The organism is Enterobacter sp. Taxon_8 (assembly GCF_058354585.1).
The window spans coordinates 1399340-1424631 of the sequence record NZ_CM177989.1 but is presented as its reverse complement, the minus strand read 5'-3'; the positions used below and the strand labels follow the sequence as shown (position 1 = coordinate 1424631).

Below are 25292 nucleotides of genomic sequence, written 5' to 3'. Positions count from 1 at the left end.
AGCGCACGTGACCAAAACCAACCTCATCACCGGTTTTCTCGGCAGCGGTAAAACCACCTCAATTCTCCACCTGCTGGCGAATAAAGATCCGGCCGAGAAGTGGGCCGTGCTGGTCAATGAATTTGGCGAGGTGGGCATTGACGGCGCGTTGCTGTCATCCAGCGGCGCGATGATTAAAGAGATCCCCGGCGGGTGCATGTGCTGCGTCAATGGCCTACCTATGCAGGTCGGCCTAAATACCCTGCTGCGTCAGGGCAAACCTGACCGCCTGCTGATTGAACCTACCGGGCTGGGTCACCCTAAGCAAATCCTCGATTTACTAACCGCCCCGGTTTACGAGCCGTGGATCGATTTGCGCGCCACCCTGTGCCTGCTCGATCCGCGTCAGCTTCTGGATGACAAGGCGGTGGCAAATGAGAACTTCCGCGATCAGCTCGCCTCCGCTGACGTTATTGTCGCGAATAAAGCAGATCGCGCCACGGCTGAAAGCCAGGCCGCGCTGGATGCGTGGTGGCAACATTTTGGCGGCAATCGCACGCGGGTGCAGACCACCCAAGGGAATATTGATAGCGCCCTGCTTGACCTGCCTCGTCTGAACCGCACCGAGCTGCCCGCCAGCGCGGAGCATTCGCACAGTCATCCGGTTAAGCAGGGTCTGGCAGCCCTGAGTCTGCCGGAACACCAGCGCTGGCGTCGTAATCTGAATAGCGGCCAGGGATATCAGGCCTGCGGATGGATTTTTGATGCTGAAACCGTTTTTGACACCATCGGGATCCTGGAGTGGGCCCGTCTTGCGCCCGTCGATCGCGTGAAAGGGATCATGCGCACCCCGGACGGACTGGTGCGGATCAACCGCCAGGGCGACGATTTCTTTATTGAAACGCAAAACGTGGCGCCGCCTGACAGCCGTATAGAGTTAATTAGTGCGGTTAACGCCGACTGGAATGCCCTCCAGTCCAGTCTGTTGAGGATTCGTTTAAGTTCGGGCGGCTAACGTTGCCCCAGTTTTCACTCTATGCAGAACGTTATGACAACTCGATTTCCCCTGATATTACTGCTTAATGTCGCCGGTCTGGCGCTTTTCCTCTCCTGGTATATCCCGGCAGATCATGGTTTCTGGTTCCCGCTGGATTCTGCCATTTTTCACTTCTTCAATCAGGAGCTGGTGAAGAGCAACGCGTTCCTGTGGCTGGTGGCAATTACCAACAACCGCGCCTTTGACGGCTTCTCGCTGCTGGCGATGGGCTGCCTGATGCTCTCTTTCTGGCTGAAAGAGGACAAAGCCGGGCGTCGGCGTATTCTGATTATCGGTCTGGTGATGCTGCTGTTTGCTGTCGTCATTAACCAGCTGGCCACCGCGATTATTCCGGTTAAGCGTTCCAGCCCAACGCTCTTTTTCACCGATATTTATCGCGTCAGCGAACTGCTGCATATTCCAACAAAAGATGCGTCGAAGGACAGTTTCCCTGGCGATCACGGCATGATGCTGCTTATTTTTTCCGCAATTATGCTTCGCTATTTCGGCAGAAAAGCGTTTGCCATAGCCCTGATTATTTTTGTGGTTTTTGCCTTCCCGCGCGTAATGATTGGCGCTCACTGGTTCACCGATATTGCCGTCGGTTCGCTCTCCGTTGCGCTGATTGCGCTGCCGTGGTGTTTGATGACCCCACTGAGCGACAGGATAATAGCGCTGTTCGATCGCTATCTTCCCGGCAGAGCGCAACAACAATTAAACAAATAACTAACCTAAATTAACGTGAGCTATCAGGGATCGACATGATCCCCGATAGCCTTTCCGCCACGATCTTTTCCCAGCGTCATATTCTTGTCATCACATTCATGATAAAAATGAAGCAATTGCGCGATAAAGCCTCGGATCTGTCCGCATTTTAAGCAATTACGGATTTTTACTTTCTGTATCACATTTTCTTATAAAAAAAAGGCTTTTTTTTCTCGCAATACCCCAGGCAATCGGTTAATCTCGAACTCGTTTTGCCCCATAGAGATAATTATTTCGCTGGCGAATAATTTTGTGCGCTGTACCACAAATGTGACCAGAAAGAATTGTCTCAATGTGAACAGATAATTAGTCTCGTCACGTTTGGCATTTTTATAACGATATTTGTCGTTAAGGACTTCAAGGGAAAATAAACAAAATGGTCAAATCTCAACCGTTTCTGAGATATATCTTACGGGGGATCCCGGCGATAGCAGTCGCGGTACTGTTGTCTGCATGTAGTACATCGAACACCGCAAAGAATATGCATCCTGAGACGCGTGTTGTGGGAATGGAAGATTCCTCGTCACTGCAAGCCTCTCAGGATGAATTTGAAAATATGGTACGTAATCTGGACGTGAAGTCCCGCATTATGGACCAGTATGCTGACTGGAAAGGCGTGCGTTATCGTCTTGGCGGCAGCACAAAAACAGGTATTGATTGTTCCGGTTTTGTACAGCGTACATTCCGCGAGCAATTTGGGTTAGATCTTCCGCGTTCAACCTATGAACAGCAGGAGATGGGCAAGTCGATTTCACGTACCAAACTGCGCACCGGTGATCTAGTCCTGTTCCGTGCCGGTTCTACAGGTCGACATGTTGGCATCTACATTGGTAATGACCAGTTCGTACATGCCTCCACCAGCAGCGGTGTCACCATTTCCAGCATGAATGAACCGTACTGGAAGAAGCGCTACAACGAAGCACGCCGCGTACTGACCCGCAGTTAATATGACTATCGTATCGTTGGTTATCCCTTGGCTGGCGATATGATGAAAAAAAGCACTGCTTCGGCAGTGTTTTTTTTTGCCCGTTACACTGAATACATCCAGCGGCATTTCAGGAATTACGACGTCTATGTTCACCCGCTATTTCTCCAGCAATCGCAAGATACTGATCCTCAGCATCATCACAGGCCTGATCGCCGCCCTGCTCCTGGGTTCGTTGCAATTTTTCTGGAGCTACCACAAGCGGGAAGTCAAATTCGACACCCTGATCCACGATGTGAGCATCTATATGGAGAGCTATTTCGATGAGTTAAAAAATTCTATCGATGTGCTCCAGCCGCTCACGTTAAACAATTGCCACGACGTAAATCAGGAACTCACTTCGCGCGCTGCCTTTAGCGTTAACGTTCGCGCATTCCTGCTGGTCAGAGACAAAATGGCGTTCTGCTCTTCTGCTACGGGTCCGATGAATTCCCCAATGGAGGAGCTGATACCTGAGCTGCACATCGACAAACAGATTGATATGGCGTTGCTTCCCGGCACTCCGATGTTGCCCAACAAGCCCGCCATTGCAATCTGGTACCGTAACCCGCTAGTGAAGGACGGCGGCGTATTTACCTCAGTGAATCTCAACCTGACGCCTTACCTGCTCTACACGGCTCGCCAGGACGAATTTGCCGGCATCGCCATCATCATTGGCGATCATGCGCTGTCAACGCGGTCCAGCATGCTGGTCAACGCGCACGATCTTCATGAAACGCCGGCCCGTACCGCAACGCTGAAAGACGTTCCCCTGACCATAAATCTGTATGCGGACGCCTGGACCAGCGATGAAATTCTTTACGCCCTGTTCTTCGGGCTGGTATGCGGCATTTGTGCCGGCTCGCTCAACTACTATATCCTCAGCATTCGCCTCAACCCGGGTAAAGAGATTTTGAGCGCGATTAAGCGCGGCCAGTTTTATGTAGTCTATCAGCCCGTCGTCGATGCTAAATCGCTCCAGATGACCGGGCTGGAAGTACTGATGCGCTGGAAACACCCAACAATGGGGGAAATTCCGCCCGACGCGTTTATCAATTTTGCCGAAGCGCAGAAGCTCATTGTCCCGCTGACGCTGCATCTTTTTGACCTTATCATTCACGATGCTCCCGTGTTACAAACGCTGTTACCTCCGGGCGCAAAGGTGGGCATCAACATCGCGCCGGGGCATCTGCATGCGGAAAGCTTCAAGGACGATATGCGCACCTTCAAAGCGTTACTGCCGCCAGATTACTTCCAGATCGTGCTGGAAATTACCGAGCGCGATATGCTTAACCATCGGGAAGCCAACAGCCTCTTCGAATGGCTGCATAACGAAGGGTTTGAAATCGCCATTGATGATTTTGGTACCGGCCACAGCGCGCTGATTTACCTTGAGCATTTCACCATGGACTACCTCAAGATAGACCGCGGATTTGTTAATGCGATAGGGACTGAGACGGTAACGTCGCCGGTGCTGGATGCCGTTCTGACGCTGGCAAGACGACTGAATATGTCGACCGTCGCCGAAGGGGTAGAGACACCGGAACAGGCCGCCTGGCTGCGCGAACACGGCGTTAATTTCCTGCAGGGATACTGGATTAGCCGCCCGATGCCGCTGGCGCAGTTCCGCGAATGGCGGCCTGATATTTCGGCCGAGGGTGATTAATTTCACATTGCCCGTGACGTCACTTATTATTCAGCTTAACCGAGCCGGTCTGTAAAGAGGGAGCTGCCGCGAGATGCTTATGCGCTTTATGTTGCTGATGTTGGCATTCACGAGCCTGTCCAGCCAGGCGCAAGCCATCAAAGAAAATATCGCCTTCGCGGTGATTGGCGAGCCGAAATACGCGGTCAATTTTACGCACTTCGATTACGTCAACCCTGCCGCGCCGAAGGGCGGAAAGGTCACGCTTTCCGCCACGGGAACCTTCGACAACTTCAACCGCTTCGCCCTGCGCGGCGTGGCGGCCGCGCGGACGGAATCGCTTTACGATACGCTCTTTGTCACCTCTGATGACGAGCCCGGCAGCTACTATCCGCTTATTGCCGAGAACGTGCGTTACGCCGATAACTTCGCCTGGGCGGAGATCTCCCTTAACCCTCGAGCTCGTTTTCATGACGGTACGCCGGTTAAGGCCAGCGACGTTGCGTTCACCTTTCATAAATTTATGACCGAAGGCGTTCCCCAGTTCCGCATCGTGTATAAAGGCGCGTCGGTCAGAGCCATTGCGCCGCTTACCGTGCGCATCGAGCTGAGCGAACCAAATAAAGAGAACATGCTCAGCCTGTTCTCGCTGCCGGTGATGCCGGAATCGTTCTGGAAAAACCACAAGCTGAGCGACCCGCTTTCCACGCCTCCTCTGGCTGGCGGCCCCTACCGCATCACCGACTGGCGCATGGGGCAATATGTCGTCTATTCCCGCGTCAAAGACTACTGGGCAGCCAATCTGCCGGTAAACCGCGGACGCTGGAACTTCGACACCCTTCGCTATGATTACTACCTTGACGATAACGTGGCGTTTGAAGCGTTCAAAGCGGGGGCCTTCGATTTACGGGTCGAGAGCAGCGCCAAAAACTGGGCGACCCGCTATATCGGCAAAAATTTCGCCAAAGGCTATATCGTCAAAGACGAGCATAAAAATGAGTCTGCGCAAGACACGCGATGGCTGGCGTTTAATATTCAGCGTCCGGTATTTAATGACCGCCGGGTGCGGGAAGCCATCTCCCTGGCCTTTGATTTTGAGTGGATGAACAAAGCGCTGTTTTACGGGGCTTACAGCCGCGCCAACAGCTATTTCCAGAACACGGAATATGCCGCGCGCGATTACCCGAAAGCCGACGAGCTGATTCTGCTGGCACCCCTTAAAGCAGAGGTACCGCCAGAGGTGTTTACAACGGTGTTTCAGCCGCCGGCTTCAAACGGTGACGGTTACGACCGCGACAACCTGCTCAAAGCCAGCAAGCTGCTGGATGACGCGGGCTGGCATCTGAAGAATCAAAAACGTGTTGATGCCAAAACGGGCAAGCCACTCAGCTTTGAGCTGCTGCTCTCGTCCGGGGGCAACGACCAGTGGGTGCTGCCGTTTAAGCACAATCTTGAGCGGCTGGGCGTGACCATGAACATTCGCCAGGTGGATAACGCGCAGATCACCAGCCGCATGCGCAGCCGTGATTACGACATGATGCAGCGCCTGTGGCCCGCCCAACCATGGCCCAGCTCGGACCTGCAAATCTCCTGGGCCTCCAGCTACATCGACTCCTCGTACAATGCGCCGGGGGTAAAAAGCCCGGCGATTGACGCGCTGATTGCGAAAATCGTGGCGGCGCAGGGGGATAAAGAAAAGCTCCTGCCGCTCGGGCGCGCCCTCGACAGGGTCTTAACCTGGAACTACTACATGCTGCCGATGTGGTATATGGGCGAAGATCGCCTTGCGCGCTGGGATAAGTTCTCCGTGCCTGCCGTGCGCCCTGTCTACTCCCTGGGCTTTGATACCTGGTGGTATGACGTTAACAAAGCCGCCAGACTTCCCGCTGAGCGGCGATAAGGAATCATCATGGGTGCCTATCTTATCCGTCGTCTCCTGCTGGTCATCCCCACCCTGTGGGCCATCATCACGATTAACTTTTTTATCGTGCAAATTGCTCCCGGCGGCCCGGTCGATCAGGCGATTGCCGCCATTGAATTTGGCAACAGCGGCGGCATGCCCGGCGGCGGCGGTGAAGGCATGGGCGCAAGCCATGCGCGAACCGGCGTAGGGAATATCAGTGAAAGCCATTATCGCGGCGGACGCGGGCTGGATCCGGAAGTGATCGCCGAGATCACCCACCGCTACGGCTTTGACAAACCGATTCACGAGCGCTATTTCAAAATGCTCTGGGATTACATCCGCTTTGATTTTGGCGATAGCCTGTTTCGCAGTGCGTCAGTGTTAACGCTGATCAAGCAAAGCCTGCCGGTTTCGATCACGCTGGGGCTGTGGGGAACGCTGATTATTTATCTGGTCTCTATACCGCTTGGGATCCGCAAAGCGGTGTATAACGGTAGCCGCTTCGATATCTGGAGCAGCACGTTCATTATCATCGGCTATGCCATCCCGGCGTTTCTGTTTGCCGTCCTGCTGATCGTCTTTTTTGCCGGGGGAAGTTATTTTGACCTCTTCCCGCTGCGGGGGCTGGTCTCCGCCGATTTCAGTTCCCTGCCGTGGTATCAGAAAATCACCGACTACCTCTGGCATATCACACTGCCGGTTCTGGCCACGGTCATTGGCGGGTTTGCGGCCCTGACCATGTTGACCAAAAACGCCTTTCTCGATGAAATTCGTAAGCAGTACGTTGTTACTGCCCGCGCCAAGGGCGTGAGCGAGAAGCAGATCATGTGGAAACACGTGTTCCGCAACGCCATGCTGCTGGTAATCGCCGGGTTTCCGGCCACGTTCATCGGCATGTTTTTTACCGGCTCGCTGCTGATAGAGGTCATGTTCTCGCTCAACGGTGTGGGGCTGCTGGGCTATGAGGCTACCGTATCGCGCGATTATCCGGTGATGTTTGGCACACTCTATATTTTCACCCTGATTGGCCTGCTGCTGAATATCATCAGTGATATCAGCTATACGCTGGTCGATCCCCGAATCGATTTTGAGGGCCGCTGATGCCGCGTTTAAGCCCCGTCAATCAGGCCCGCTGGGCCCGTTTTCGCCACAACCGCCGCGGCTACTGGTCGCTGTGGATTTTTGCCGTGCTGTTTGCCTTGAGCATGTGTTCGGAGCTGATCGCCAACGACAAGCCGCTGCTGGTGCATTTTAACGATCGCTGGTACGTGCCGGTCATCGCCAGCTACAGCGAAAGCGACTTTGGCGGCCCGTTCGCGACACGGGCGGAATATCAGGATCCGTGGCTTCGCCAGCAGATTGAGCAGCACGGCTGGGCGCTCTGGGCGCCGGTGCGCTTTGGCGCAAACAGTATAAACTTCGCTACCACGGCCCCCTTCCCTTCCCCGCCCTCCGCGCAAAACTTGCTGGGAACGGATGCTAACGGCGGCGACGTGCTGGCACGCATCCTGTACGGCACGCGAATATCGCTTCTCTTTGGGCTGATGCTGACGCTCTTCTCCAGCGTGATGGGTGTTGTGGCGGGCGCCGTTCAGGGTTACTACGGCGGGAAAATTGACCTGTGGGGCCAGCGTATCATCGAAGTCTGGTCTGGTATGCCAACGCTGTTTCTGATCATCCTGCTTTCCAGCGTCGTACAGCCCAACTTCTGGTGGCTATTAGGCATCACCGTCCTGTTCGGCTGGATGGCGCTGGTCGGCGTAGTGCGGGCGGAGTTTCTGCGCACCCGCAATTTCGACTATATCCGCGCCGCGCAGGCGCTTGGCGTTAGCGACCGGAGTATCATCTTCCGCCATATGCTGCCTAACGCCGTAGTGGCAACGCTCACCTTCCTGCCGTTTATTCTGTGCAGCTCCATCACCACCCTCACCTCGCTGGATTTTCTCGGTTTCGGGCTACCGCTGGGTTCCCCGTCGCTAGGCGAACTGCTGCTGCAGGGTAAGAACAACCTCCAGGCGCCGTGGTTAGGCATCGCCGCCTTTCTTTCCGTGGCCGTGCTGCTGTCGCTGCTGATTTTTATTGGCGAAGCCGTGCGCGATGCCTTTGATCCGAACAAGGCGGTATAAGATGACCCAGCCTCTTCTGAGTATTGATAACCTGTCGATTGCTTTTTCAAAGCAGGGTGAGACGCACACCGTGGTCAACGATTTATCGCTGCAGATCCAGCCCGGGGAAACGCTGGCCCTGGTGGGTGAGTCGGGTTCAGGCAAGAGCGTTTCGGCGCTCTCCATCCTGCGGCTGCTGCCTTCTCCGCCGGTGAGCTATCCGCAAGGGGACATTCTTTTTCACGGCCGTTCGCTGCTGCATGCCGACGAACATACCCTGCGCGGCATTCGCGGCAACAAAATCGCGATGATCTTCCAGGAGCCGATGGTTTCACTTAACCCTCTGCACAGCCTCGAAAAACAGCTTTATGAAGTGCTCTCCCTGCACCGAGGGATGCGCAAAGAGGCCGCGCGGGGAGAAATTCTGGATTGTCTTGAACGCACAGGCATACGCAATGCGCCCAAACGGCTGAATGATTTTCCGCATCAGCTCTCCGGCGGCGAACGCCAGCGCGTGATGATCGCCATGGCCCTGCTGACGCGCCCCGAACTGTTGATTGCCGACGAGCCCACAACGGCCCTGGACGTGACGGTACAGGCGCAAATATTGACGCTGCTGCGGGATCTGCGTGACGAGCTGAACATGAGCCTGCTGTTTATCACGCACAACCTGAGCATTGTGAGAAAGCTGGCCGACAGCGTCGCGGTGATGCAAAACGGACGCTGTGTTGAACAGAATACGGCGTCCGCGCTGCTGAGTGCCCCACAGCACCCCTATACGCAGCGCCTGCTCGACAGCGAACCCTCCGGCGACCCGGTTCCTCTCGATGCGGACAGCACGCCGCTGCTGCGCGTTGAGGATCTGTCCGTCTCGTTCCCGATCCGTAAAGGTATTCTGCGCCGCATTGTCGATCGCAACCCGGTGCTGAAAAACCTCCGCTTCTCGCTGCGCCCGGGTGAATCACTGGGGCTGGTGGGCGAATCCGGCTCGGGTAAAAGCACCACCGGTCTGGCGCTGCTGCGCTTAATCGCCTCGCAGGGGGAAATCCTCTTTGACGATATGCCGCTGCACCGCTGGAACCGCCGCCAGATGCTGCCCGTGCGTCCCCGCATGCAGGTGGTGTTTCAGGATCCCAACTCCTCGCTTAACCCACGGCTCAGCGTGTTACAGATTATCGAAGAGGGTCTGCGCGTCCATCAGCCCGGCCTGAGCGCGCAGCAACGCGAGCAGGAGGTCATGCGGGTCATGACCGAAGTGGGTCTAGATCCCGAGACGCGCCACCGCTACCCTGCGGAATTTTCCGGTGGGCAGCGCCAGCGTATCGCCATTGCCCGCGCGCTGATCCTGAAACCGGAGCTGATTATTCTGGATGAACCGACGTCATCGCTGGACAGGACCGTACAGGCGCAGATCCTGGCGCTGCTGAAAGGGTTACAGGAAAAGCACCGGCTGGCCTATATCTTTATCAGCCATGATTTACAGGTGGTGCGGGCGCTATGCCATCAGGTGATTGTGTTGCGTCAGGGAGAGGTGGTCGAGCAGGGTGATTGCCAGCGCGTATTTAGCGCGCCAACGCAGCGCTACACGCGCCAGCTGGTGTCGTCAGACTAGCGCTCAGAATGGATACTGGCCGGAGAAAGGCTCTGCAATAGCAACGCCAAAATTTTTCAGGCGGCAGGTAGCAGCAAACTCGTCCTGGCTTTTCACAAACAGGCACGGCTCACCTTCGCACTCCAGTACGGAGCTGTCCACTTCGATATCCGTCAGGGCCTGACTGAGACGCTCCATCACCCGCCAGGCATTTTCGTCGCTCGGGCTCAGCAGCTTGAGCGCCACCAGGCAGTTTTCACAGCCCGCGACGTTTTGCGGAATCGGTTCAACTTTCGAACCAGCAAAACCCGCCGACCAGCGATAGCTCTGGGGCAAGCGATGGACAATAGAAAGTTGTAATGTATTCACGTTCGTTCCCCGGAAGCAAAATTTACTTCACAATTTATTTACATTTATAGTAACACATCATCGCCAGCCTGCACTATTCAGCACTTTTTTATCGGTATTCAGGCTCGCGTCGGCGCTATATGTACCCGTTTCTGCGATCTAACTCAACCTTTTTGAATACAATGATGTGACTTTTTACACAAATAGATTTTACATAAAATAAACAAACACGGAATAAACGAACGGGGGTTTGGTTGATATGCATCAACAAAAAAGGCCCTTTCGGGCCTTCTCTGCGTTTTAGTGGGCCGCTTTTCGCGGTCGACTGGCGTAAAGATAGAAGAGTATCGAGCTGGTTGCGCAAAAAGCCATCGCCCACAGCATCGGCCACGCCGTCGTAAAGGCGGCCATCGAAAGCATCGCTCCGACGATAGCGCCGATGCCGAAGCGGAACGTCCCTGCCAGAGATGATGCGGTTCCTGCCATGTGCGGAAACTCATCCAGGATCACCGCCATCGCATTGGACGACACCATCGACACGCAGCCAACAAAGGCCGCCACGCCGACCACCAGCGCCCAGAAGCCCACGCCCAGAAACGCGCTCACCACCAGCCAGATCGCCATCACAAACTGGATCCACAGCCCGGCGCGGAACATGTTCAGCGCCCCCACCCGCCGGACAAAGCGGCTGTTGATGATGGTCATGATGAACAGGAAGACGATGTTAAGCGCAAAGTAATAGCCGAAGTGCTGCGGCGAAACGTGGTTCAGCTCGATATAGACAAACGGCCCGGCGCTCAGGAAGGAGAACATTCCGGCGAAGCTGAACCCGCTCGCCAGCATATAGCTGAGCACGCGCTTGTGGCGAAACAGCGAGGCAAAGTTGCCGATGGTGGTACGGATGTGAAACTTCTGGCGGCGCTCGACGGGAAGCGTTTCATCAATAAAGAAGAAGATCATCGCGGAGGCCAGCAGCGCGGCCAGGGCCAGGATCCAGAAAATCACATGCCAGCTGAACCACACCAGCACCGCACCACCGGCCATTGGGGCCACCAGCGGCGCAATCGTCGTCACCAGCATGACAAACGACATCATGCGGGAGAACTCTTCTTTGGGGTAGATATCGCGCATCAGGGCGTTAATCACCACGCTTGCCGCTGCCGCCGCCAGACCATGGAAGAAACGCATGACAATCAGATGATCGATAGTCTGCGCCAGCGCGCAGGCAACCGCAGCGGCCGCAAACACCAGCGTCCCGCCCAGAATGACCGGCTTGCGTCCAAGGCTGTCGGCCATCGGGCCATAAAACAGCTGGCCGAGGGCAAAGCCGAGAATATAGGTGCTGAGCGTCATCTGCGCGCTGCCCGCCGGAACGCCAAACTGCGCGGAAATGACCGGCAGCGCGGGCAGGTACATATCGATAGACAGCGGCATCAGCATGGCCAGCAGGCCAAGAATGAAGACGATTTTGAACGACGAGTGTGGCCTGGTGGTCACAGAGTTCTCCTGAAATTAGTGCGAAGGCAGACCGACGCTGGCGATCTCTTCTTCCGTTAACGGGCGATATTCGCCAGGCGCCAGGTCGGGATCGAGTTCAATCGCACCAATCCGTTCGCGATGCAGGCCAACAACGTGGTTCCCCACCGCGGCAAACATACGTTTCACCTGATGGTAGCGCCCTTCGCTGATGGTCAGGCGGACCTCCGTCGGGGTGATGACTTCGAGCACCGCCGGTTTGGTCAGATCTTTTTCATTATGCAGCTGAACACCTTTCGCGAAGTGCTCTGCCGTGTCATCCGACACCGGTGACTCCAGCGTCACGAGATAGGTTTTCTCGCAGTGGTGGCGTGGAGAGGTGATGCGGTGCGACCACTGACCGTCGTCGGTCATCAGCACCAGCCCGGTGGTGTCGATATCAAGTCGGCCTGCGGCGTGCAGCTTGTGCGCCACCGGCTCGTCGAGGAAATAGAGCACCGTCGGGTGATCCGGATCGTCCGTTGAGCAGACGTAGCCTTCCGGCTTATTGAGCATGAAGTAGCGCGGACCGTGCTGCTGGGCCAGCGGATTGCCGTCATACTCCACCTGATGGTCAGGTTGCAGTTTGAACGCGCTGTCTCTCACAATGTCGCCATCCACGGTAACGCGGCTGGCGCGAATTTCGCGCCCGGCAATAGCGCGGCTTACGCCGAGTTGCTGAGCGATAAACTTATCAAGTCGCATGAAATCTTTTTAGCCTTAATGGTGCAGGAAGTCGGACAACAGGTCCGAAAAAAGAAGCAGTCTGGAACGGTTCAGTATAATGGTCTGGTTGCGCCACTCAAGGGAAAAAGTTTCGTGGCATACTATGTGCGGAATAACGAAACCGAGACCCCATGACTTTTACACTTCGTCCCTATCAGCAGGAAGCCGTTGACGCCACCCTCGCCTGGTTCCGTAAACATCGCGAGCCGGCGGCGATTGTGCTCCCGACCGGTGCAGGCAAAAGCCTGGTCATTGCCGAACTGGCGCGTCTGGCCCGCGGCCGCGTGCTGGTGCTGGCGCACGTTAAAGAGCTCGTCGCGCAAAACCATGCCAAATATTGTGCACTTGGGCTGGAAGCCGATATTTTCGCTGCCGGGCTGAAGCGTAAAGAGAGCCACGGCAAAGTGGTATTTGGCAGCGTGCAGTCGGTGGCCCGCAATCTGGACCTGTTTCGCAGCGAATTTTCGCTGCTGATTGTCGACGAATGTCACCGCATCAGCGATGACGACGACAGCCAGTATCAGCAAATCCTGTCCCACCTGAAAGAGGTGAATCCTCACCTGCGCCTGTTGGGCCTGACGGCGACCCCGTTTCGTCTGGGGAAAGGCTGGATCTATCGCTACCATTATCACGGCATGGTGCGCGGCGATGACAAGGCCCTGTTTAGCGACTGCATCTACGAGCTTCCGCTGCGCTACATGATTAAACATGGCTACCTGACGCCACCTGAGCGGCTGGATATGCCGGTGGTGCAGTACGATTTCAGCCGCCTGCAGGCGCAGAGCAACGGGTTATTCAGCGAAGCGGATCTTAACCAGGAGCTGAAAAAGCAAAAGCGCATTACGCCGCATATCATCAGCCAGATAGAGGAGTTCGCCGCGACGCGCAAAGGGGTGATGATCTTTGCCGCCACCGTTGAGCACGCGCGAGAAATCACCGGGTTACTGCCCCCCGGCGACGCGGCGCTCATCACCGGCGAGACGCCCGGCCCCGAGCGCGACCGCCTGATTGAGGCCTTTAAAGCCCAGCAGTTCCGCTATCTGGTTAACGTATCGGTATTGACCACCGGCTTTGACGCCCCGCACGTCGACCTGATCGCTATTTTGCGTCCGACCGAATCGGTCAGTCTGTATCAGCAAATTGTTGGCCGCGGCCTGCGTCTGGCGCCGGGGAAAACCGACTGCCTGATTCTGGATTATGCCGGTAACCCGCACGATCTCTATACGCCTGAGGTCGGCGCGCCAAAAGGGAAAAGCGACAACGTGCCCGTGCAGGTCTTTTGCCCTGCCTGCGGGTTTGCCAACACATTCTGGGGCAAAACCACCGCCGACGGCACGCTGATCGAGCATTTTGGCCGCCGCTGTCAGGGCTGGTTTGAAGATGATGAAGGGCATCGCGAGCAGTGCGATTTCCGCTTCCGGTTTAAAAACTGCCCGCAGTGCAACGCCGAAAACGACATTGCCGCTCGCCGCTGTCGGGAATGCGACACGGTGCTGGTTGACCCGGACGACATGCTCAAAGCAGCATTAAAGCTGAAAGATGCGCTGGTACTGCGCTGTTCCGGCATGGCGTTGCAGCCCGGCGCCGATGAAAAAGGTGAATGGTTGAAAATCACCTATTACGATGAAGACGGGGCGGACGTCAGCGAGCGCTTCCGGCTCCAGACGCCTGCCCAGCGAACGGCCTTCGAACAGCTGTTTATTCGCCCGCACACCCGCACCCCGGGGGTGCCACTGCGCTGGATCACCGTGGCGGATATCGTGCACCAGCAGGTGTTATTACGCCATCCGGATTTTGTGGTCGCCCGCAAGAAAGGCCAGTTCTGGCAGGTGCGCGAGAAACTCTTTGACTACGAAGGTCGCTTCCGTCGTGCCAATGAATTGCGCGGTTAGCGGGACTTTTCATTGATGTGGGGGGCATTTGAGTATAAAATGCCGCCCGCTTCACATCCGTGAGGCAGAACACTCACCTGCTGCTGGGTCGCCTGTAGTAGGGTTTTAAATACAGAGAGAAATCAATGTTTACTATCGAAGCAGAAGTACGTAACGTGCAGGGTAAGGGTGCGAGCCGCCGCCTGCGTACCGCTAACAAGTTCCCGGCTATCGTTTACGGTGGCGAAGCTGCTCCAGTTGCAATCGAACTGGATCACGACAAACTGTGGAACCTGCAGACCAAAGCTGAATTCTACAGCGAAGTTCTGACCATCGTTGTTGGCGGTAAAGAAGAAAAAGTGAAAGTTCAGGCTGTTCAGCGTCACGCGTTCAAGCCAAAACTGACTCACATCGACTTCGTTCGCGCGTAATCGCAAACCTGTCGAAAAAAACCCCGCTTCTGCGGGGTTTTTTGTGCCTGCTATTTACCGCCCGAGGTGCGGCGCTGAAGCTGATCGCGCAGATTCGGCGGCGTGCCCTTAATGGTCAGCGTATCGGTGGCCGGATCCCAGAAGATACGTTCACCCAGCAGCATCGCATCAAAGTTAATGGTTAACCCACCGCCGCTGCCGGCAAACTTGGTTAACTGACGCAGCGTGCTGCGATCCGCCGGGAAGCTCTCTTCAAGCTCATAGCCCTTTTCTGCGGTAAATTCCTGGAAGCTGACTTCGCTGACGCCCGCCAGCTCTTTTGACAGCGACTCCAGCTCAATCTCTTCCCCTGCCTGCAGCTGTTCGTTGCAGTAGCTGTAAACCTGCTGACGCACCGTCTGGCGCTCAGATTTATCGAGCTGCGCTTCTGCTGTGAAATCGTCAACCGCCTGGAGCAGCCCTTTGTTCTGCGCTTTGGCGTTAAGCCCTTCACTGGCACCGAGGAAGTCCATAAAGAAATCCGCCACTTTGCGGCCCACGCGTCCCTTCAGGAAAGTCAGGTAGCGGGTCGACTCCGGGTTGGTTTCCCACTCGGTCAAATCAATACGCGCCACGATATCCGCATGGTTAATGTCCAGATAATGCGTCGAGCTGATATCCAGCTGCTCGTTCACGCGCATGCTGCTTAAGTTATTCAGCACGGTAACCAGCAGATACTCGACCGCCAGATAGCGGTAGTGGCAGAACAAGACAATCCCGCCGTCGGCGAACGGATATTTAGCCAGCTCGTCGCGCAGACGCCCGGTTGCCGCACGGCTAAACGCCAGGAAATCCTCTTCACCCTGGCGCTGCAGGCGCAGGCTATCGGCCAGTTCGCTGTCTTCGCTGAAAAGACCATAGGCTTTATTTTTGGCGCTGTAGACGCGATGCAGCTCTGCCATCATCTCCACCACGGTCGCCGTGGGTTCCAGTAACGAATCGCGCAGCACCACTTCAAGGGTTTGCTCATCACGCTTGATAAGCTGGTGCAAGGCAATCTGGTTGATTTCCAGACTCATGATAAACTCTCCTTTTAGACCGGGCGGTATTCAACCACCACCAGGACATGTGTGCAACAACAGATAAAAAAGGGGAAAAAAAGCTGTTGCTACGGTAATATGTTGCCCTTTCATCAACAAACTGATTTTGATTTATGCCACAACATTCCCGCTACAGTGATGAACACGTTGAACAACTGCTCAGTGAGCTGGTCAACGTACTGGAAAAACATAAAACGCCGACCGATCTCTCCCTGATGGTTTTGGGAAATATGGTCACCAACCTGATTAACACCAGCGTTGCTCCGGCTCAGCGTCAGGCGATCGCAAAATCTTTCGCCCAGGCTTTACAGTCGTCCGTCAGCAACGACCCGGCCCATTAAGGGATACGAACAACATTTTATGGTGACGAATCGTCAGCGCTACCGTGAAAAAGTCTCCCAGATGGTCAGCTGGGGGCACTGGTTTGCCCTGTTCAACATTCTGTTGGCGACGGTCATTGGCTGTCGTTATCTGTTTGTCGCAGACTGGCCAACAACGCTAACCGGGCGTGTCTACTCCTGGATAAGCGTTGTCGGTCACTTTAGCTTTTTGGTTTTCGCCACCTATCTGCTGATCCTGTTCCCCCTGACGTTTATCGTCATGTCGCAGCGTCTGATGCGGTTCTTATCCGCCATCCTCGCGACGGTGGGGATGACGCTGCTGCTTATCGACAGTGAAGTGTTCACCCGCTTCCACCTGCATCTTAACCCCATCGTCTGGGAACTGGTGATTAACCCCGACCAGAACGAAACGGCCCGTGACTGGCAGCTGATGTTTATCAGCGTCCCGGTGATCCTGTTGATTGAGATGCTGTTTGCGACGTGGAGCTGGCAAAAGCTCCGCAGCCTGACCCGGCGACGCCATTACGCGAAGCCCGTCGCCGCGCTCTTTTTCGTCTCCTTTATCAGTTCGCACATCATGTATATCTGGGCGGATGCGAACTTCTATCGCCCTATTACCATGCAGCGTGCGAACCTGCCGCTCTCGTACCCGATGACGGCCCGTCGTTTCCTCGAGAAACACGGCCTGCTTGACGCTCAGGAGTACCAGCGCCGTCTTATCGAGCAGGGTAATCCGGAAGCCGTCAGCGTGCAGTATCCTCTGAGCGATCTACGCTATCGCGATATGGGGCGCGGGCAAAACGTCCTGCTGATCACCGTTGATGGCCTGAACTATTCCCGTTACGAGAAGCAGATGCCTGTGCTGGCCGATTTCGCGAGTCAAAACGTCTCGTTTACTCAGCATATGAGCTCCGGTAACACAACCGACGCGGGCATCTTTGGCCTCTTCTATGGCATTTCAGCCGGATACATGGACGGCGTACTCTCTACCCGCACGCCTGCGGCGCTGATCACCGGGCTGAATCAGCAGGGCTATCAGTTAGGGTTGTTCTCATCCGATGGCTTTAACAGCCCGCTCTACCGCCAGGCGCTGCTGTCCGATTTCTCACTGCCAGCGGCACAAAATCAGTCCGATGCGCAGACCGCCGGCCAATGGATAAACTGGCTTCAGCGCTACGCGCAGGAAGATAACCGCTGGTTCTCATGGGTTGCCTTTAACGGCACAACGCTTGCTAACAGCAATAAGAGTGATTTCGCGCGCCGCTACGGCCGCGCGGCGGGTGATGTTGATGCGCAGATTGGCCGCGTGCTTGACGCGCTACGTGAGTCCGGCAAGCTGGATAACACCGTGGTGATCGTGACCGCAGGCCATGGCGTCCCGTTAGGTGACGAGACGAAGAGCATGAGCTGGTCACGCCCGAACCTGCAGGTTCCGCTGGTGATCCACTGGCCTGGCACCCCGGCACAGCGCATCAATATGCTTACCGAGCATAAAGATGTGATGACTACCCTGATGCAACGCCTGCTGCATGTCAGCACGCCAGCGAACGAGTATTCGCAGGGACAGGATCTCTTCAGCGCTGCGCGCCGCCATAACTGGGTCACGGCTGCCGGGAATGACACGCTGGTGGTGACCACACCGAAGCTGACGCTGGTGCTGAACAGTAACGGGAATTATCAGACGTATAATCTGCAGGGTGAACGGTTGAAAGACCAGAAACCGCAGCTGAGCCTGCTGCTGCAGGTCCTGACGGATGAGAAGCGCTTCATCGCTAACTGATTAATAATAAACCAGTTAGCGACAGATTCCCTTGCATTCAAAACGGAATCGAGTAGTATTCTTTTTATGCGTCGGCACGTAGCGCAGCCTGGTAGCGCACCGTCATGGGGTGTCGGGGGTCGGAGGTTCAAATCCTCTCGTGCCGACCAAAAATATACTGAAAACCAGCCTGATGGCTGGTTTTTTTATTTCGCCTCGTCCGGGGTTTTGCGCAGATACACCAGCGTAGCCAGACAAATCACCGCTCCGGCATAAAACGTATATTCCGCGCCAAACGTTTCCCATATCGCGCCGGCTCCCACGCTGGCGATTAATAATCCCACGCCGCTGACCAGACTAAAAATACCGAAAGCAGTGCCGCGCAGATCGGGCGGTGCGGTTTTAGCGATCATTGCCGCCAGTAATCCCTGGGTCATACCCATATGTACTCCCCAAAACGCGACGCCCAGAAGCATTCCAGCCCAGTGGGTGCTCAGCGCCAGCACAACATCTGCCCCAATCAGCATCACCAGACCCCACTGCAGTAATCGGGTGTGGCTCATCCCGTCCGATAACTTGCCAAACGGATAGGCAGAGAGGAAATAGAGCAGATTCATGGCCACCATCACCAGCGGGATCAGCGCCAGCGGCACCCCCGACTGCTGTGCGCGCAGCACAAGAAATGCTTCACTGAAACGTGCGAGCGTGAAGATGGCTCCCAGGCCAATGACCCACCAGCAGCCTTTCCCGAGACGCCTGAGGTTCTCTTTTTTGATGGGGTTCGTGCGTTTATGTTCGACGGGCGTTTTCGGCTCATGCAGGCCGAAGAAAAGCAGCGCCACGGCGAGCACGCCGGGGATCACCGCGATCCAGAAAATCGTGCGGAAGTCATCGTTCCACAGCAGCATTAATCCTACGGCCAGCAGCGGCCCGAGAAATGCGCCGACGGTGTCCATCGACTGACGCAGCCCAAAGGCCGCGCCGCGAAGTTCCGGCGGCGTAACATCAGCAACCAGCGCATCGCGCGGCGCTCCCCGTATCCCCTTCCCGACCCGGTCGATTAAGCGCGCCCCAAGGATCATGCCGGAAGAAGAGGCGATAGCGAACAACGGTTTACTCAATGCGCCAAGACCGTAGCCCAGAACCGCCAGTCCTTTACGCTTGCCCAGATAGTCACTGATGGCGCCGGAAAACACCTTGATAAACAGCGCCGTAGCTTCAGCCAGACCTTCAATCAAACCAATGAAAATAACGCTGGCGCCCAGCGTCGTCACCATAAACAGCGGCAGCAGGCTGTGGATAATCTCCGAGGAGATATCCATTAACATACTGACGCCGCCCACCACCCAGACTCCTTTCGGGATCCGGCTGAGCGTTGCAAACCGGGATAACATTGCGCATCTCCTGCTTCATGTTGCACTGTCTTGTCCGAAACAGAATATCCTGGAAATGCGAATAAAAATTATTAGACATAAAAAAAGCCACCCCGCAGGATGGCTTCGATATCGCAAATCGGCGTCTAGTGTTTATCACGTCCGCCCAGGAAGAAAATGCCCAGCGGGATGGCCAGCAGAACGGTGAACACCAGGCTGTAGACAAAGATCATCGCCGATTGCAGGACATACATGCTGGTTGTCCAGGCAGAGAGAGGAATGTTGTACTGTTCGATGACGCCAACAATGGTGGCCCGCCCCACGCACGCGGCAGCAATCATAAACACAACCAGCAGCGCCAGGAGGAACTTGCGGCCTTCAGGCGTTTTCAGTTTTGCACGAACCATCTCTCTTCCCTTTTACAGATGAATAACATTATAGAGGGTCTAAAATAACACAAACGCCTGCCGGACTCCACGCCAGTACAAATCTCTACTTAAGTGGCAAATATGTGGTTTATTGCGCTATTAATATTGAAAATGTAAGTAAATAACACCAACCATTCATAATTGATATGTTAACCTGTGCAGGATCGTTTTGACATAAAGGAATGACAATGAAAAACGCACCTAAATTTGCCATCGCACTCATCGCCGCCGCATGTGTCAGCACCAGTGCTTTCGCCAGCGAAACACCTAAAGAGCAGCCGCTGGAAAAAGTCGCCCCGTACCCGAAAGCGGATAAAGGGATGAAGCGTCAGGTGATCCAGCTACCGGCACAGCAGGATGAAGCGAATTTCAAAGTGGAGCTGTTGATTGGCAAGACGCTGGAAGTGGATTGCAACCAGCATCGTCTGGGCGGTCAGCTGGAAAGCAAAACGCTGGAAGGCTGGGGTTATGACTACTACGTCTTTGATAAAGTGACCTCTCCGGTCTCCACCATGATGGCCTGCCCGGACGGCAAGAAAGAGAAGAAATTTGTGACAGCGTATCTGGGCGACAATAGCCTGCTGCGCTACAACAGCAAGTTGCCGATCGTGGTTTATACGCCTGAAAACGTGGAAGTGAAGTATCGCGTGTGGAAGGCTGAAGAGAAGATTGAGCAGGCTGTCGTACGTTGAAATTAAGTCGGGTGGCGGCTTCGCCTTACCCGACCTACAAAACAACACCGAACATAGGCCGGGTGGGCGTCAGCGCCACCCGGCTTTTTTACCTTACAGCGCGATATCCGCAACCGGTTTGTTTTCCGGCTGAGGCTTCAGCTCCGCTTTCGGCGCAGCATCCGCAGCCTGCGGTTTGATGTACTGCAGCTGCAGTACGCGGCTGGTGTATTCCAGCTCCTGCTCCGTCGCGTCCACGTTACCGTTCAGCTTCGTGCCGTAGGATGGAATAATGGTTTTCAGCTTCGCCTGCCATTCCGGACTGGCGACTTTATCTTTAAACACTTTTTCCATCAGGTGCAGCATGATTGGCGCAGCGGTAGACGCACCCGGTGACGCGCCCAGCAGCGCGGCGATTGTGCCATCCTTATCGCTCACCACTTCGGTACCCAGACGCAGCACGCCGCCCTCTTTCGGATCGCGCTTGATAATCTGCACGCGCTGACCCGCCTGCCACAGACGCCAGTCTTCTTTCTTAGCCTGAGGATAGTACTCTTTCAGCGCTTCGAAACGATCGTCGTCAGAGAGCATCACCTGGCTAATCAGGTATTTCACCAGATCGAAGTTATCCAGACCCACGTCCATCATCGGCTTGACGTTAGAGGTGGTGGTTGCGCTCAGCAGATCCCACAGGGAGCCGTTTTTCAGGAATTTAGTGGAGAAGGTCGCGAACGGTCCAAACAGCACCACGCGTTTGCCGTCAAGCATACGGGTATCGATGTGTGGAACGGACATTGGCGGCGCGCCCACGGAAGCCTGACCGTACACTTTTGCCAGATGACGATTCACCACTTCCGGGTTATCGGACACCAGGAACTGACCGCCGACCGGGAAGCCCGCGTAGTCGTCAGCTTCCGGAATACCGGACTCCTGCAGCAGCTTCAGCGCCGCACCGCCCGCACCGATGAAGACAAACTTCGCCTTGATGACGTGTTCAGCTTCATTGTTTTTCAGATCGGCAACGGTCACGCTCCAGCTATTATCCGCGTTGCGCTTGAAACCGCGCACTTCGGTGCTGAGCTGCAGATTGAAGTTCTCTTTTTTCTTCAGAGACGTCACCAGCTGACGGGTAATTTCGCCGTAGTTAACGTCAGTACCAATTTCGGTACGGGTCGCCGCCACTTTCTGGTTCGGGTCACGACCTTCCATGACCAGCGGAGCCCACTCTTTAATCTGCGCGTGGTCTTCAGAGTATTTCATCCCGCGGAACAGCGTGCTCTGCTGCAGAGCGGCGTAGCGCGCGCGCAGGAAGTTGACGTTCTGCTCGCCCCACACAAAGCTCATGTGCGGCACGGTGTTGATGAAGGAGTGCGGGTCGTGCAGCACGCCGCTGTTGACCTGATGAGACCAGAACTGGCGAGAAACCTGGAACGCTTCGTTGATTTCTACTGCCTTCTCGATACTAATGGAACCGTCCTTTTTCTGCGGCGTATAGTTCAGTTCCATGAGTGCCGAATGGCCGGTACCGGCGTTATTCCAGCCGTTCGAACTCTCCTGCGCCACGCCATCAAGGCGCTCGACCATGGTCATAGACCAGTCCGGCTGCAGTTCTTGCAGATAGGTTCCCAGCGTGGCGCTCATGATCCCGCCACCGATTAAAAGGACGTCCGTTTCCTGCTCTTTTGGTGCGTCAGCTTTCGCCGCCATGGAGACGGTGTTAAGCCCCACGGCCAGAGAAAAGAGCATGGCAGTCATTTTTTTCATAATTTATGCCTTAGTGTAAAAGTGCTTGATGCGTGGAAATTGCAGGTGAAAAAAGCTGCGGGGGCACGGTAACAACTTTTAAATATTGTTTAAAGGTTACGAAATTATTGTAATTGTGAAATTTAATGATGGATTGTTTGTGAGGAATTAGCGATGCGTCTGGTAAAGCGCGGTTTTACTGGCTAGTATGTTGCGTTTTGTGATCGCGCGCACGGAAGCCTGCCCTAACCAGCGAACTGTTATGTCCTTACCCCATTCTGCTGTATCCCCCGAAGAGCGCGTAGCCAACGTGCTGCGTTCCCCTAAGAAGCTGACGCGCGAAACGCTGGCAGGCGTGATTACCGCCCTGGCTCTGATCCCCGAAGTCATCTCGTTTTCGGTGGTCGCGGGCGTTGACCCGAAGGTCAGCCTGATCGCTTCCGTAGTGCTGTGTCTCGCCCTGTCCGTACTCGGTGGTCGTCCGGCTATGGTCACGGCAGCGGCCGGTTCCGTGGCGCTGGTCATTGGCCCGATGGTGCATCAGCACGGCGTGCAGTACATTCTTCCCGCCGTGCTCATGGCTGGCGTGATTCAGATTCTGTTTGGCGTGCTGGGCATGGCAAGGCTGATGCGCTTTATTCCCCAGTCGGTCATGACCGGGTTTGTTAACGCCCTGGGCATTTTGATCTTCTTAGCTCAGGTGCCGCATTTCTGGAGCCGAAGCCCGCTGATTGTGGGCCTGTTCGTGCTGACGCTGCTGATCGTGCTCTGGGTGCCGCGATATATCAAAAGCATCCCTTCCCCGCTGATTGCGATTTTGCTGTTAACCTTGTTTACCGTTTCAACCGGGCAAAGCCTGCCGACCGTGGGCGATGAAGGCTCAATGAGCGGCAGTTTGCCGGGACTTAGTGAACTTCTGGTCCCCCTCAATTTACAGACGCTGAGCATTATCTGGCCGTGCGCGTTGAGCATCGCCTTTGTCGGCCTGCTGGAGTCCCTGCTCACGGCAAAGCTGGTGGATGAACTGACCGCGACACCGTCAAGTAAACGCCGCGAAAGCATTGGATTAGGCGTCGGCAATATTCTGGCCGGATTTTACGGTGGTATTGCAGGCTGCGCGATGATAGGACAAACCATCGTTAACGTGGAGATGGGGAAAGGCCGAAGCCGCATTTCAACCTTCGCTGCGGGCATCGTGCTGCTGATCCTGGTGACGGCGCTCAGCGAGGTGATGGCCAACATCCCGATGGCGGTGCTGGCGGGCATTATGGCGATCGTCGCCGTCAAAACCTTCAGCTGGCACAGCCTTCAGCCCGCCGCGCTGAAAACGGCCCCGATAGCGGAAACGGTCGTCATGCTGGTCACCGTTGCCGCCACGGTATCAACCAGCAATCTGGCAATTGGCGTACTGGGCGGGATTATCGTCATGGCACTCCTCCCCGCCCGCATTAAGCGTCGGCTTAAAGAAGAAAAATCGTCGCCAGTCCAAGGAAAATAAAGAAACCGCCGGTATCGGTGATGGCGGTGATCATCACGCTCGACCCCACCGCGGGGTCGCGCCCCAGTTTGGTCATGGTCAACGGGATAATGACGCCCATCATCGATGCCACCAGCAAATTCAGCACCATCGCCAGCATCATCACTCCGCCTAACGCCATATCGTCATACAGCCACCAGGTGATGCCGCCCATAATGCCGCCCCACACCAGGCCGTTGATCAGCGCCACGCCCATCTCTCTGAAAATCAGAAAGGCGAAGTTGCCGGGCTGAATATTTTCCAGCGCCAGCGCGCGGACGATCATGGTGATGGTCTGGTTTCCGGTGTTGCCGCCAATCCCGGCCACAATCGGCATCAGCGAGGCCAGCGCCACCAGCTGCGAAATAGTGTGTTCAAAGCCGTCAATCACGCGGGAGGCGATAAACGCGGTACACAGGTTAATGGCCAGCCACGCCCAGCGCGTTTTCACCGCCTTGCCGACGGAGGCATGGACGTCATCTTCCGCGCTGATCCCTCCGAGCGCACGCAGATCGTTATCGGTTTCTTCGTAGACCACGTCAACGATCTCGTCGATGGTCAGACGCCCCATCAGTTTGCCGACGGAATCCACGACGGCAGCACTCACGAGGTCGTCACGTTCGAAGGTTCGCGCCGCTTTCTCCGCATCGTCTTCCGGGGAGAAGACCATCGGCTCGTTTTCCATCACCTCGCTCACCTTCCGCTGGGTGCTGTTGAGCAGGATGGTTTTCAGCTCCAGCTCGCCGAGCAGGGTTTTGTCCCGGGAGGTGACAAACAGTTTATCGGTGTTGTCCGGCATTTTGCCCAGGCGACGCAGATAGCGCTGCACGGTACCGAGCGTCACGTCCGGTCGCACCGTGATAACGCCGAACTCCATGATCGCGCCGACGCTGTTTTTCTCGTAGTGCATCACCTGACGCACGCGCGCCCGCTCCTCCGCAGGCAGTGACGCCAGCAGGCGACCGGTCAGGTTTCGCGGCAGGTGCTGAACGAGGTAAATCTGCTCGTCGATATCCAGCGTTTGCAGAGCGTCAAGAATATCCCGGTCGCTCATCTCGTCAATCAGGTCGTCCCAGACGTTTTCGGAGGCCTCAAGCAGCACCTGTCCGCGCTCGTGATCCTGTACCAGACGCCAGAGGGCGTGACGTTCTTCCGAGGGAAGCGCTTCAAGGGTGTCCGCCAGATCCGGCGGGGGTAAGTGAGCAACCAGCGCACCTACCTCAGCAATATCGTCGGCCAGAGTGCCGACATCATATTGCTCAGCCAGGGTGAGTTTGCCTAATAGCGTAGAAGTGACCGCTTTATCGGTCGTGAGGAGCCAGATGAGTCGCGCGCGCTCCTGGTCACGCTGTCTGGCGCTGTTTTTCTTTAATACCGACATCAATCATAAATCCATTAAATGAGTTGGGGTTAAGCATAGCGCGGGGATATGTAAATAAGAATAAACAACGGGCCGGGATGGAGAAAAAAGCGGCATTACGGCCATGATCTCTCCCCTCTCCC

Annotated in this window: 22 protein-coding genes and 1 tRNA gene; 15 read left to right on the top strand and 8 right to left on the bottom strand. The window is 55.6% G+C overall.

Annotated features, from left to right (window positions below):
• Nucleotides 1–7 precede the first annotated feature (7 nt).
• The 8 genes from AC4IBF_RS06740 to yejF all read left to right on the top strand — a co-directional run bounded on the left by AC4IBF_RS06740 (nucleotide 8) and on the right by yejF (nucleotide 10009).
• Nucleotides 8–994, top strand: a complete 987-nt coding sequence (locus AC4IBF_RS06740) for a CobW family GTP-binding protein (RefSeq protein WP_115875861.1) — start codon at nucleotides 8–10, stop codon at nucleotides 992–994.
• 33 nt (nucleotides 995–1027) lie between these two features.
• Nucleotides 1028–1741 carry a phosphatase PAP2 family protein gene (locus AC4IBF_RS06735; protein WP_172621918.1) on the top strand — a complete coding sequence of 238 codons (714 nt, stop codon included), beginning with the start codon at nucleotides 1028–1030 and terminating at the stop codon, nucleotides 1739–1741.
• Between the two features lie 415 nt (nucleotides 1742–2156).
• On the top strand, nucleotides 2157–2726 hold the full coding sequence (gene mepS / locus AC4IBF_RS06730) for a bifunctional murein DD-endopeptidase/murein LD-carboxypeptidase (protein WP_008500946.1): 570 nt from the start codon (nucleotides 2157–2159) through the stop codon (nucleotides 2724–2726).
• Between the two features lie 127 nt (nucleotides 2727–2853).
• The gene (locus AC4IBF_RS06725; protein WP_111965304.1) at nucleotides 2854–4410 is read left to right on the top strand and encodes a cyclic di-GMP phosphodiesterase; all 1557 of its coding nucleotides are present in this window, start codon (nucleotides 2854–2856) and stop codon (nucleotides 4408–4410) included.
• Nucleotides 4411–4483: 73 nt separating this feature from the next.
• A complete protein-coding gene (locus AC4IBF_RS06720; RefSeq protein WP_136195441.1) occupies nucleotides 4484–6289 on the top strand; it encodes an extracellular solute-binding protein in 1806 nt (601 codons plus the stop codon).
• Nucleotides 6290–6298: 9 nt separating this feature from the next.
• Nucleotides 6299–7393 (top strand): microcin C ABC transporter permease YejB, encoded by a 1095-nt coding sequence (locus AC4IBF_RS06715; protein ID WP_288462949.1) that lies wholly within the window; start codon nucleotides 6299–6301, stop codon nucleotides 7391–7393.
• Entirely contained in the window at nucleotides 7393–8418 is a 1026-nt protein-coding gene (locus tag AC4IBF_RS06710) for an ABC transporter permease (RefSeq protein ID WP_491463214.1), read from the top strand. The genes AC4IBF_RS06715 and AC4IBF_RS06710 overlap by 1 nt, the downstream gene beginning before the upstream one ends.
• Before the next feature lies 1 nt (nucleotide 8419).
• A complete protein-coding gene (yejF, locus tag AC4IBF_RS06705; protein WP_133294831.1) occupies nucleotides 8420–10009 on the top strand; it encodes a microcin C ABC transporter ATP-binding protein YejF in 1590 nt (529 codons plus the stop codon).
• A gap of 3 nt (nucleotides 10010–10012) precedes the next feature.
• Here the strand turns inward: yejF and AC4IBF_RS06700 are convergent, their stop codons facing one another.
• The 3 genes from AC4IBF_RS06700 to rsuA form a co-directional block, all read right to left on the bottom strand.
• On the bottom strand, nucleotides 10013–10357 hold the full coding sequence (locus tag AC4IBF_RS06700; RefSeq protein WP_008500952.1) for a YejG family protein: 345 nt from the start codon (nucleotides 10355–10357) through the stop codon (nucleotides 10013–10015).
• Nucleotides 10358–10636: 279 nt separating this feature from the next.
• Nucleotides 10637–11833 (bottom strand): Bcr/CflA family multidrug efflux MFS transporter, encoded by a 1197-nt coding sequence (locus AC4IBF_RS06695; RefSeq protein ID WP_133294832.1) that lies wholly within the window; start codon nucleotides 11831–11833, stop codon nucleotides 10637–10639.
• Nucleotides 11834–11848: 15 nt separating this feature from the next.
• Nucleotides 11849–12556 (bottom strand): 16S rRNA pseudouridine(516) synthase RsuA, encoded by a 708-nt coding sequence (rsuA, locus tag AC4IBF_RS06690; RefSeq protein WP_133294833.1) that lies wholly within the window; start codon nucleotides 12554–12556, stop codon nucleotides 11849–11851.
• Nucleotides 12557–12708: 152 nt separating this feature from the next.
• Here rsuA and radD point away from each other — a divergent pair, with 152 nt between their 5' ends.
• Entirely contained in the window at nucleotides 12709–14469 is a 1761-nt protein-coding gene (radD, locus tag AC4IBF_RS06685; protein WP_136195444.1) for a DNA repair helicase RadD, read from the top strand.
• Between the two features lie 125 nt (nucleotides 14470–14594).
• Complete coding sequence (gene rplY / locus AC4IBF_RS06680) at nucleotides 14595–14879, top strand: 50S ribosomal protein L25 (protein ID WP_008500956.1); 285 nt, start codon at nucleotides 14595–14597, stop codon at nucleotides 14877–14879.
• A 50-nt stretch (nucleotides 14880–14929) separates the two neighbouring features.
• On the opposite strand, the gene yejK is transcribed toward rplY, so the two are convergent.
• Nucleotides 14930–15937 (bottom strand): nucleoid-associated protein YejK, encoded by a 1008-nt coding sequence (gene yejK, locus AC4IBF_RS06675; RefSeq protein ID WP_109845346.1) that lies wholly within the window; start codon nucleotides 15935–15937, stop codon nucleotides 14930–14932.
• 134 nt (nucleotides 15938–16071) lie between these two features.
• Here yejK and AC4IBF_RS06670 point away from each other — a divergent pair, with 134 nt between their 5' ends.
• The 3 genes from AC4IBF_RS06670 to AC4IBF_RS06660 all read left to right on the top strand — a co-directional run bounded on the left by AC4IBF_RS06670 (nucleotide 16072) and on the right by AC4IBF_RS06660 (nucleotide 18228).
• A complete protein-coding gene (locus AC4IBF_RS06670) occupies nucleotides 16072–16299 on the top strand; it encodes a YejL family protein (protein ID WP_008500958.1) in 228 nt (75 codons plus the stop codon).
• Between the two features lie 19 nt (nucleotides 16300–16318).
• A complete protein-coding gene (yejM, locus tag AC4IBF_RS06665; RefSeq protein ID WP_115875868.1) occupies nucleotides 16319–18079 on the top strand; it encodes an LPS biosynthesis-modulating metalloenzyme YejM in 1761 nt (586 codons plus the stop codon).
• Nucleotides 18080–18151: 72 nt separating this feature from the next.
• Nucleotides 18152–18228, top strand: a tRNA-Pro gene (locus AC4IBF_RS06660).
• 36 nt (nucleotides 18229–18264) lie between these two features.
• On the opposite strand, the gene AC4IBF_RS06655 is transcribed toward AC4IBF_RS06660, so the two are convergent.
• Nucleotides 18265–19452 (bottom strand): MFS transporter, encoded by a 1188-nt coding sequence (locus AC4IBF_RS06655; protein WP_223580011.1) that lies wholly within the window; start codon nucleotides 19450–19452, stop codon nucleotides 18265–18267.
• Between the two features lie 125 nt (nucleotides 19453–19577).
• Nucleotides 19578–19838, bottom strand: a complete 261-nt coding sequence (locus tag AC4IBF_RS06650) for a DUF2534 family protein (protein ID WP_010433451.1) — start codon at nucleotides 19836–19838, stop codon at nucleotides 19578–19580.
• Between the two features lie 209 nt (nucleotides 19839–20047).
• On the opposite strand from AC4IBF_RS06650, the gene eco reads away from it, so the two are divergent.
• Nucleotides 20048–20551 (top strand): serine protease inhibitor ecotin, encoded by a 504-nt coding sequence (gene eco, locus AC4IBF_RS06645; protein ID WP_045351839.1) that lies wholly within the window; start codon nucleotides 20048–20050, stop codon nucleotides 20549–20551.
• 93 nt (nucleotides 20552–20644) lie between these two features.
• Here the strand turns inward: eco and mqo are convergent, their stop codons facing one another.
• The gene (gene mqo, locus AC4IBF_RS06640; protein ID WP_047652540.1) at nucleotides 20645–22294 is read right to left on the bottom strand and encodes a malate dehydrogenase (quinone); all 1650 of its coding nucleotides are present in this window, start codon (nucleotides 22292–22294) and stop codon (nucleotides 20645–20647) included.
• Nucleotides 22295–22481: 187 nt separating this feature from the next.
• Between mqo and AC4IBF_RS06635 the strand changes: the two genes are divergently transcribed.
• Nucleotides 22482–23771, top strand: a complete 1290-nt coding sequence (locus tag AC4IBF_RS06635; protein WP_133294835.1) for a SulP family inorganic anion transporter — start codon at nucleotides 22482–22484, stop codon at nucleotides 23769–23771.
• Here the strand turns inward: AC4IBF_RS06635 and mgtE are convergent.
• A complete protein-coding gene (gene mgtE / locus AC4IBF_RS06630; RefSeq protein WP_069303099.1) occupies nucleotides 23734–25170 on the bottom strand; it encodes a magnesium transporter in 1437 nt (478 codons plus the stop codon). The genes AC4IBF_RS06635 and mgtE overlap by 38 nt on opposite strands.
• Nucleotides 25171–25292: the final 122 nt, after the last annotated feature.

What these genes read in the sequence shown, in the direction of transcription:
- yejF (WP_133294831.1), top strand. Translation starts at nt 8,420, where the DNA reads ATGACCCAGCCTCTTCTGAGTATTGATAACCTGTCGATTGCTTTTTCA.
- mqo (WP_047652540.1), bottom strand. Translation starts at nt 22,294, where the DNA reads ATGAAAAAAATGACTGCCATGCTCTTTTCTCTGGCCGTGGGGCTTAAC.
- eco (WP_045351839.1), top strand. Translation starts at nt 20,048, where the DNA reads ATGAAAAACGCACCTAAATTTGCCATCGCACTCATCGCCGCCGCATGT.
- AC4IBF_RS06650 (WP_010433451.1), bottom strand. Translation starts at nt 19,838, where the DNA reads ATGGTTCGTGCAAAACTGAAAACGCCTGAAGGCCGCAAGTTCCTCCTG.
- AC4IBF_RS06635 (WP_133294835.1), top strand. Translation starts at nt 22,482, where the DNA reads ATGTTGCGTTTTGTGATCGCGCGCACGGAAGCCTGCCCTAACCAGCGA.
- yejM (WP_115875868.1), top strand. Translation starts at nt 16,319, where the DNA reads ATGGTGACGAATCGTCAGCGCTACCGTGAAAAAGTCTCCCAGATGGTC.
- AC4IBF_RS06655 (WP_223580011.1), bottom strand. Translation starts at nt 19,452, where the DNA reads ATGTTATCCCGGTTTGCAACGCTCAGCCGGATCCCGAAAGGAGTCTGG.
- AC4IBF_RS06735 (WP_172621918.1), top strand. Translation starts at nt 1,028, where the DNA reads ATGACAACTCGATTTCCCCTGATATTACTGCTTAATGTCGCCGGTCTG.
- AC4IBF_RS06720 (WP_136195441.1), top strand. Translation starts at nt 4,484, where the DNA reads ATGCTTATGCGCTTTATGTTGCTGATGTTGGCATTCACGAGCCTGTCC.
- yejK (WP_109845346.1), bottom strand. Translation starts at nt 15,937, where the DNA reads ATGAGTCTGGAAATCAACCAGATTGCCTTGCACCAGCTTATCAAGCGT.
- rsuA (WP_133294833.1), bottom strand. Translation starts at nt 12,556, where the DNA reads ATGCGACTTGATAAGTTTATCGCTCAGCAACTCGGCGTAAGCCGCGCT.
- AC4IBF_RS06710 (WP_491463214.1), top strand. Translation starts at nt 7,393, where the DNA reads ATGCCGCGTTTAAGCCCCGTCAATCAGGCCCGCTGGGCCCGTTTTCGC.
- rplY (WP_008500956.1), top strand. Translation starts at nt 14,595, where the DNA reads ATGTTTACTATCGAAGCAGAAGTACGTAACGTGCAGGGTAAGGGTGCG.
- mgtE (WP_069303099.1), bottom strand. Translation starts at nt 25,170, where the DNA reads ATGTCGGTATTAAAGAAAAACAGCGCCAGACAGCGTGACCAGGAGCGC.
- AC4IBF_RS06715 (WP_288462949.1), top strand. Translation starts at nt 6,299, where the DNA reads ATGGGTGCCTATCTTATCCGTCGTCTCCTGCTGGTCATCCCCACCCTG.
- mepS (WP_008500946.1), top strand. Translation starts at nt 2,157, where the DNA reads ATGGTCAAATCTCAACCGTTTCTGAGATATATCTTACGGGGGATCCCG.
- AC4IBF_RS06670 (WP_008500958.1), top strand. Translation starts at nt 16,072, where the DNA reads ATGCCACAACATTCCCGCTACAGTGATGAACACGTTGAACAACTGCTC.
- AC4IBF_RS06725 (WP_111965304.1), top strand. Translation starts at nt 2,854, where the DNA reads ATGTTCACCCGCTATTTCTCCAGCAATCGCAAGATACTGATCCTCAGC.
- radD (WP_136195444.1), top strand. Translation starts at nt 12,709, where the DNA reads ATGACTTTTACACTTCGTCCCTATCAGCAGGAAGCCGTTGACGCCACC.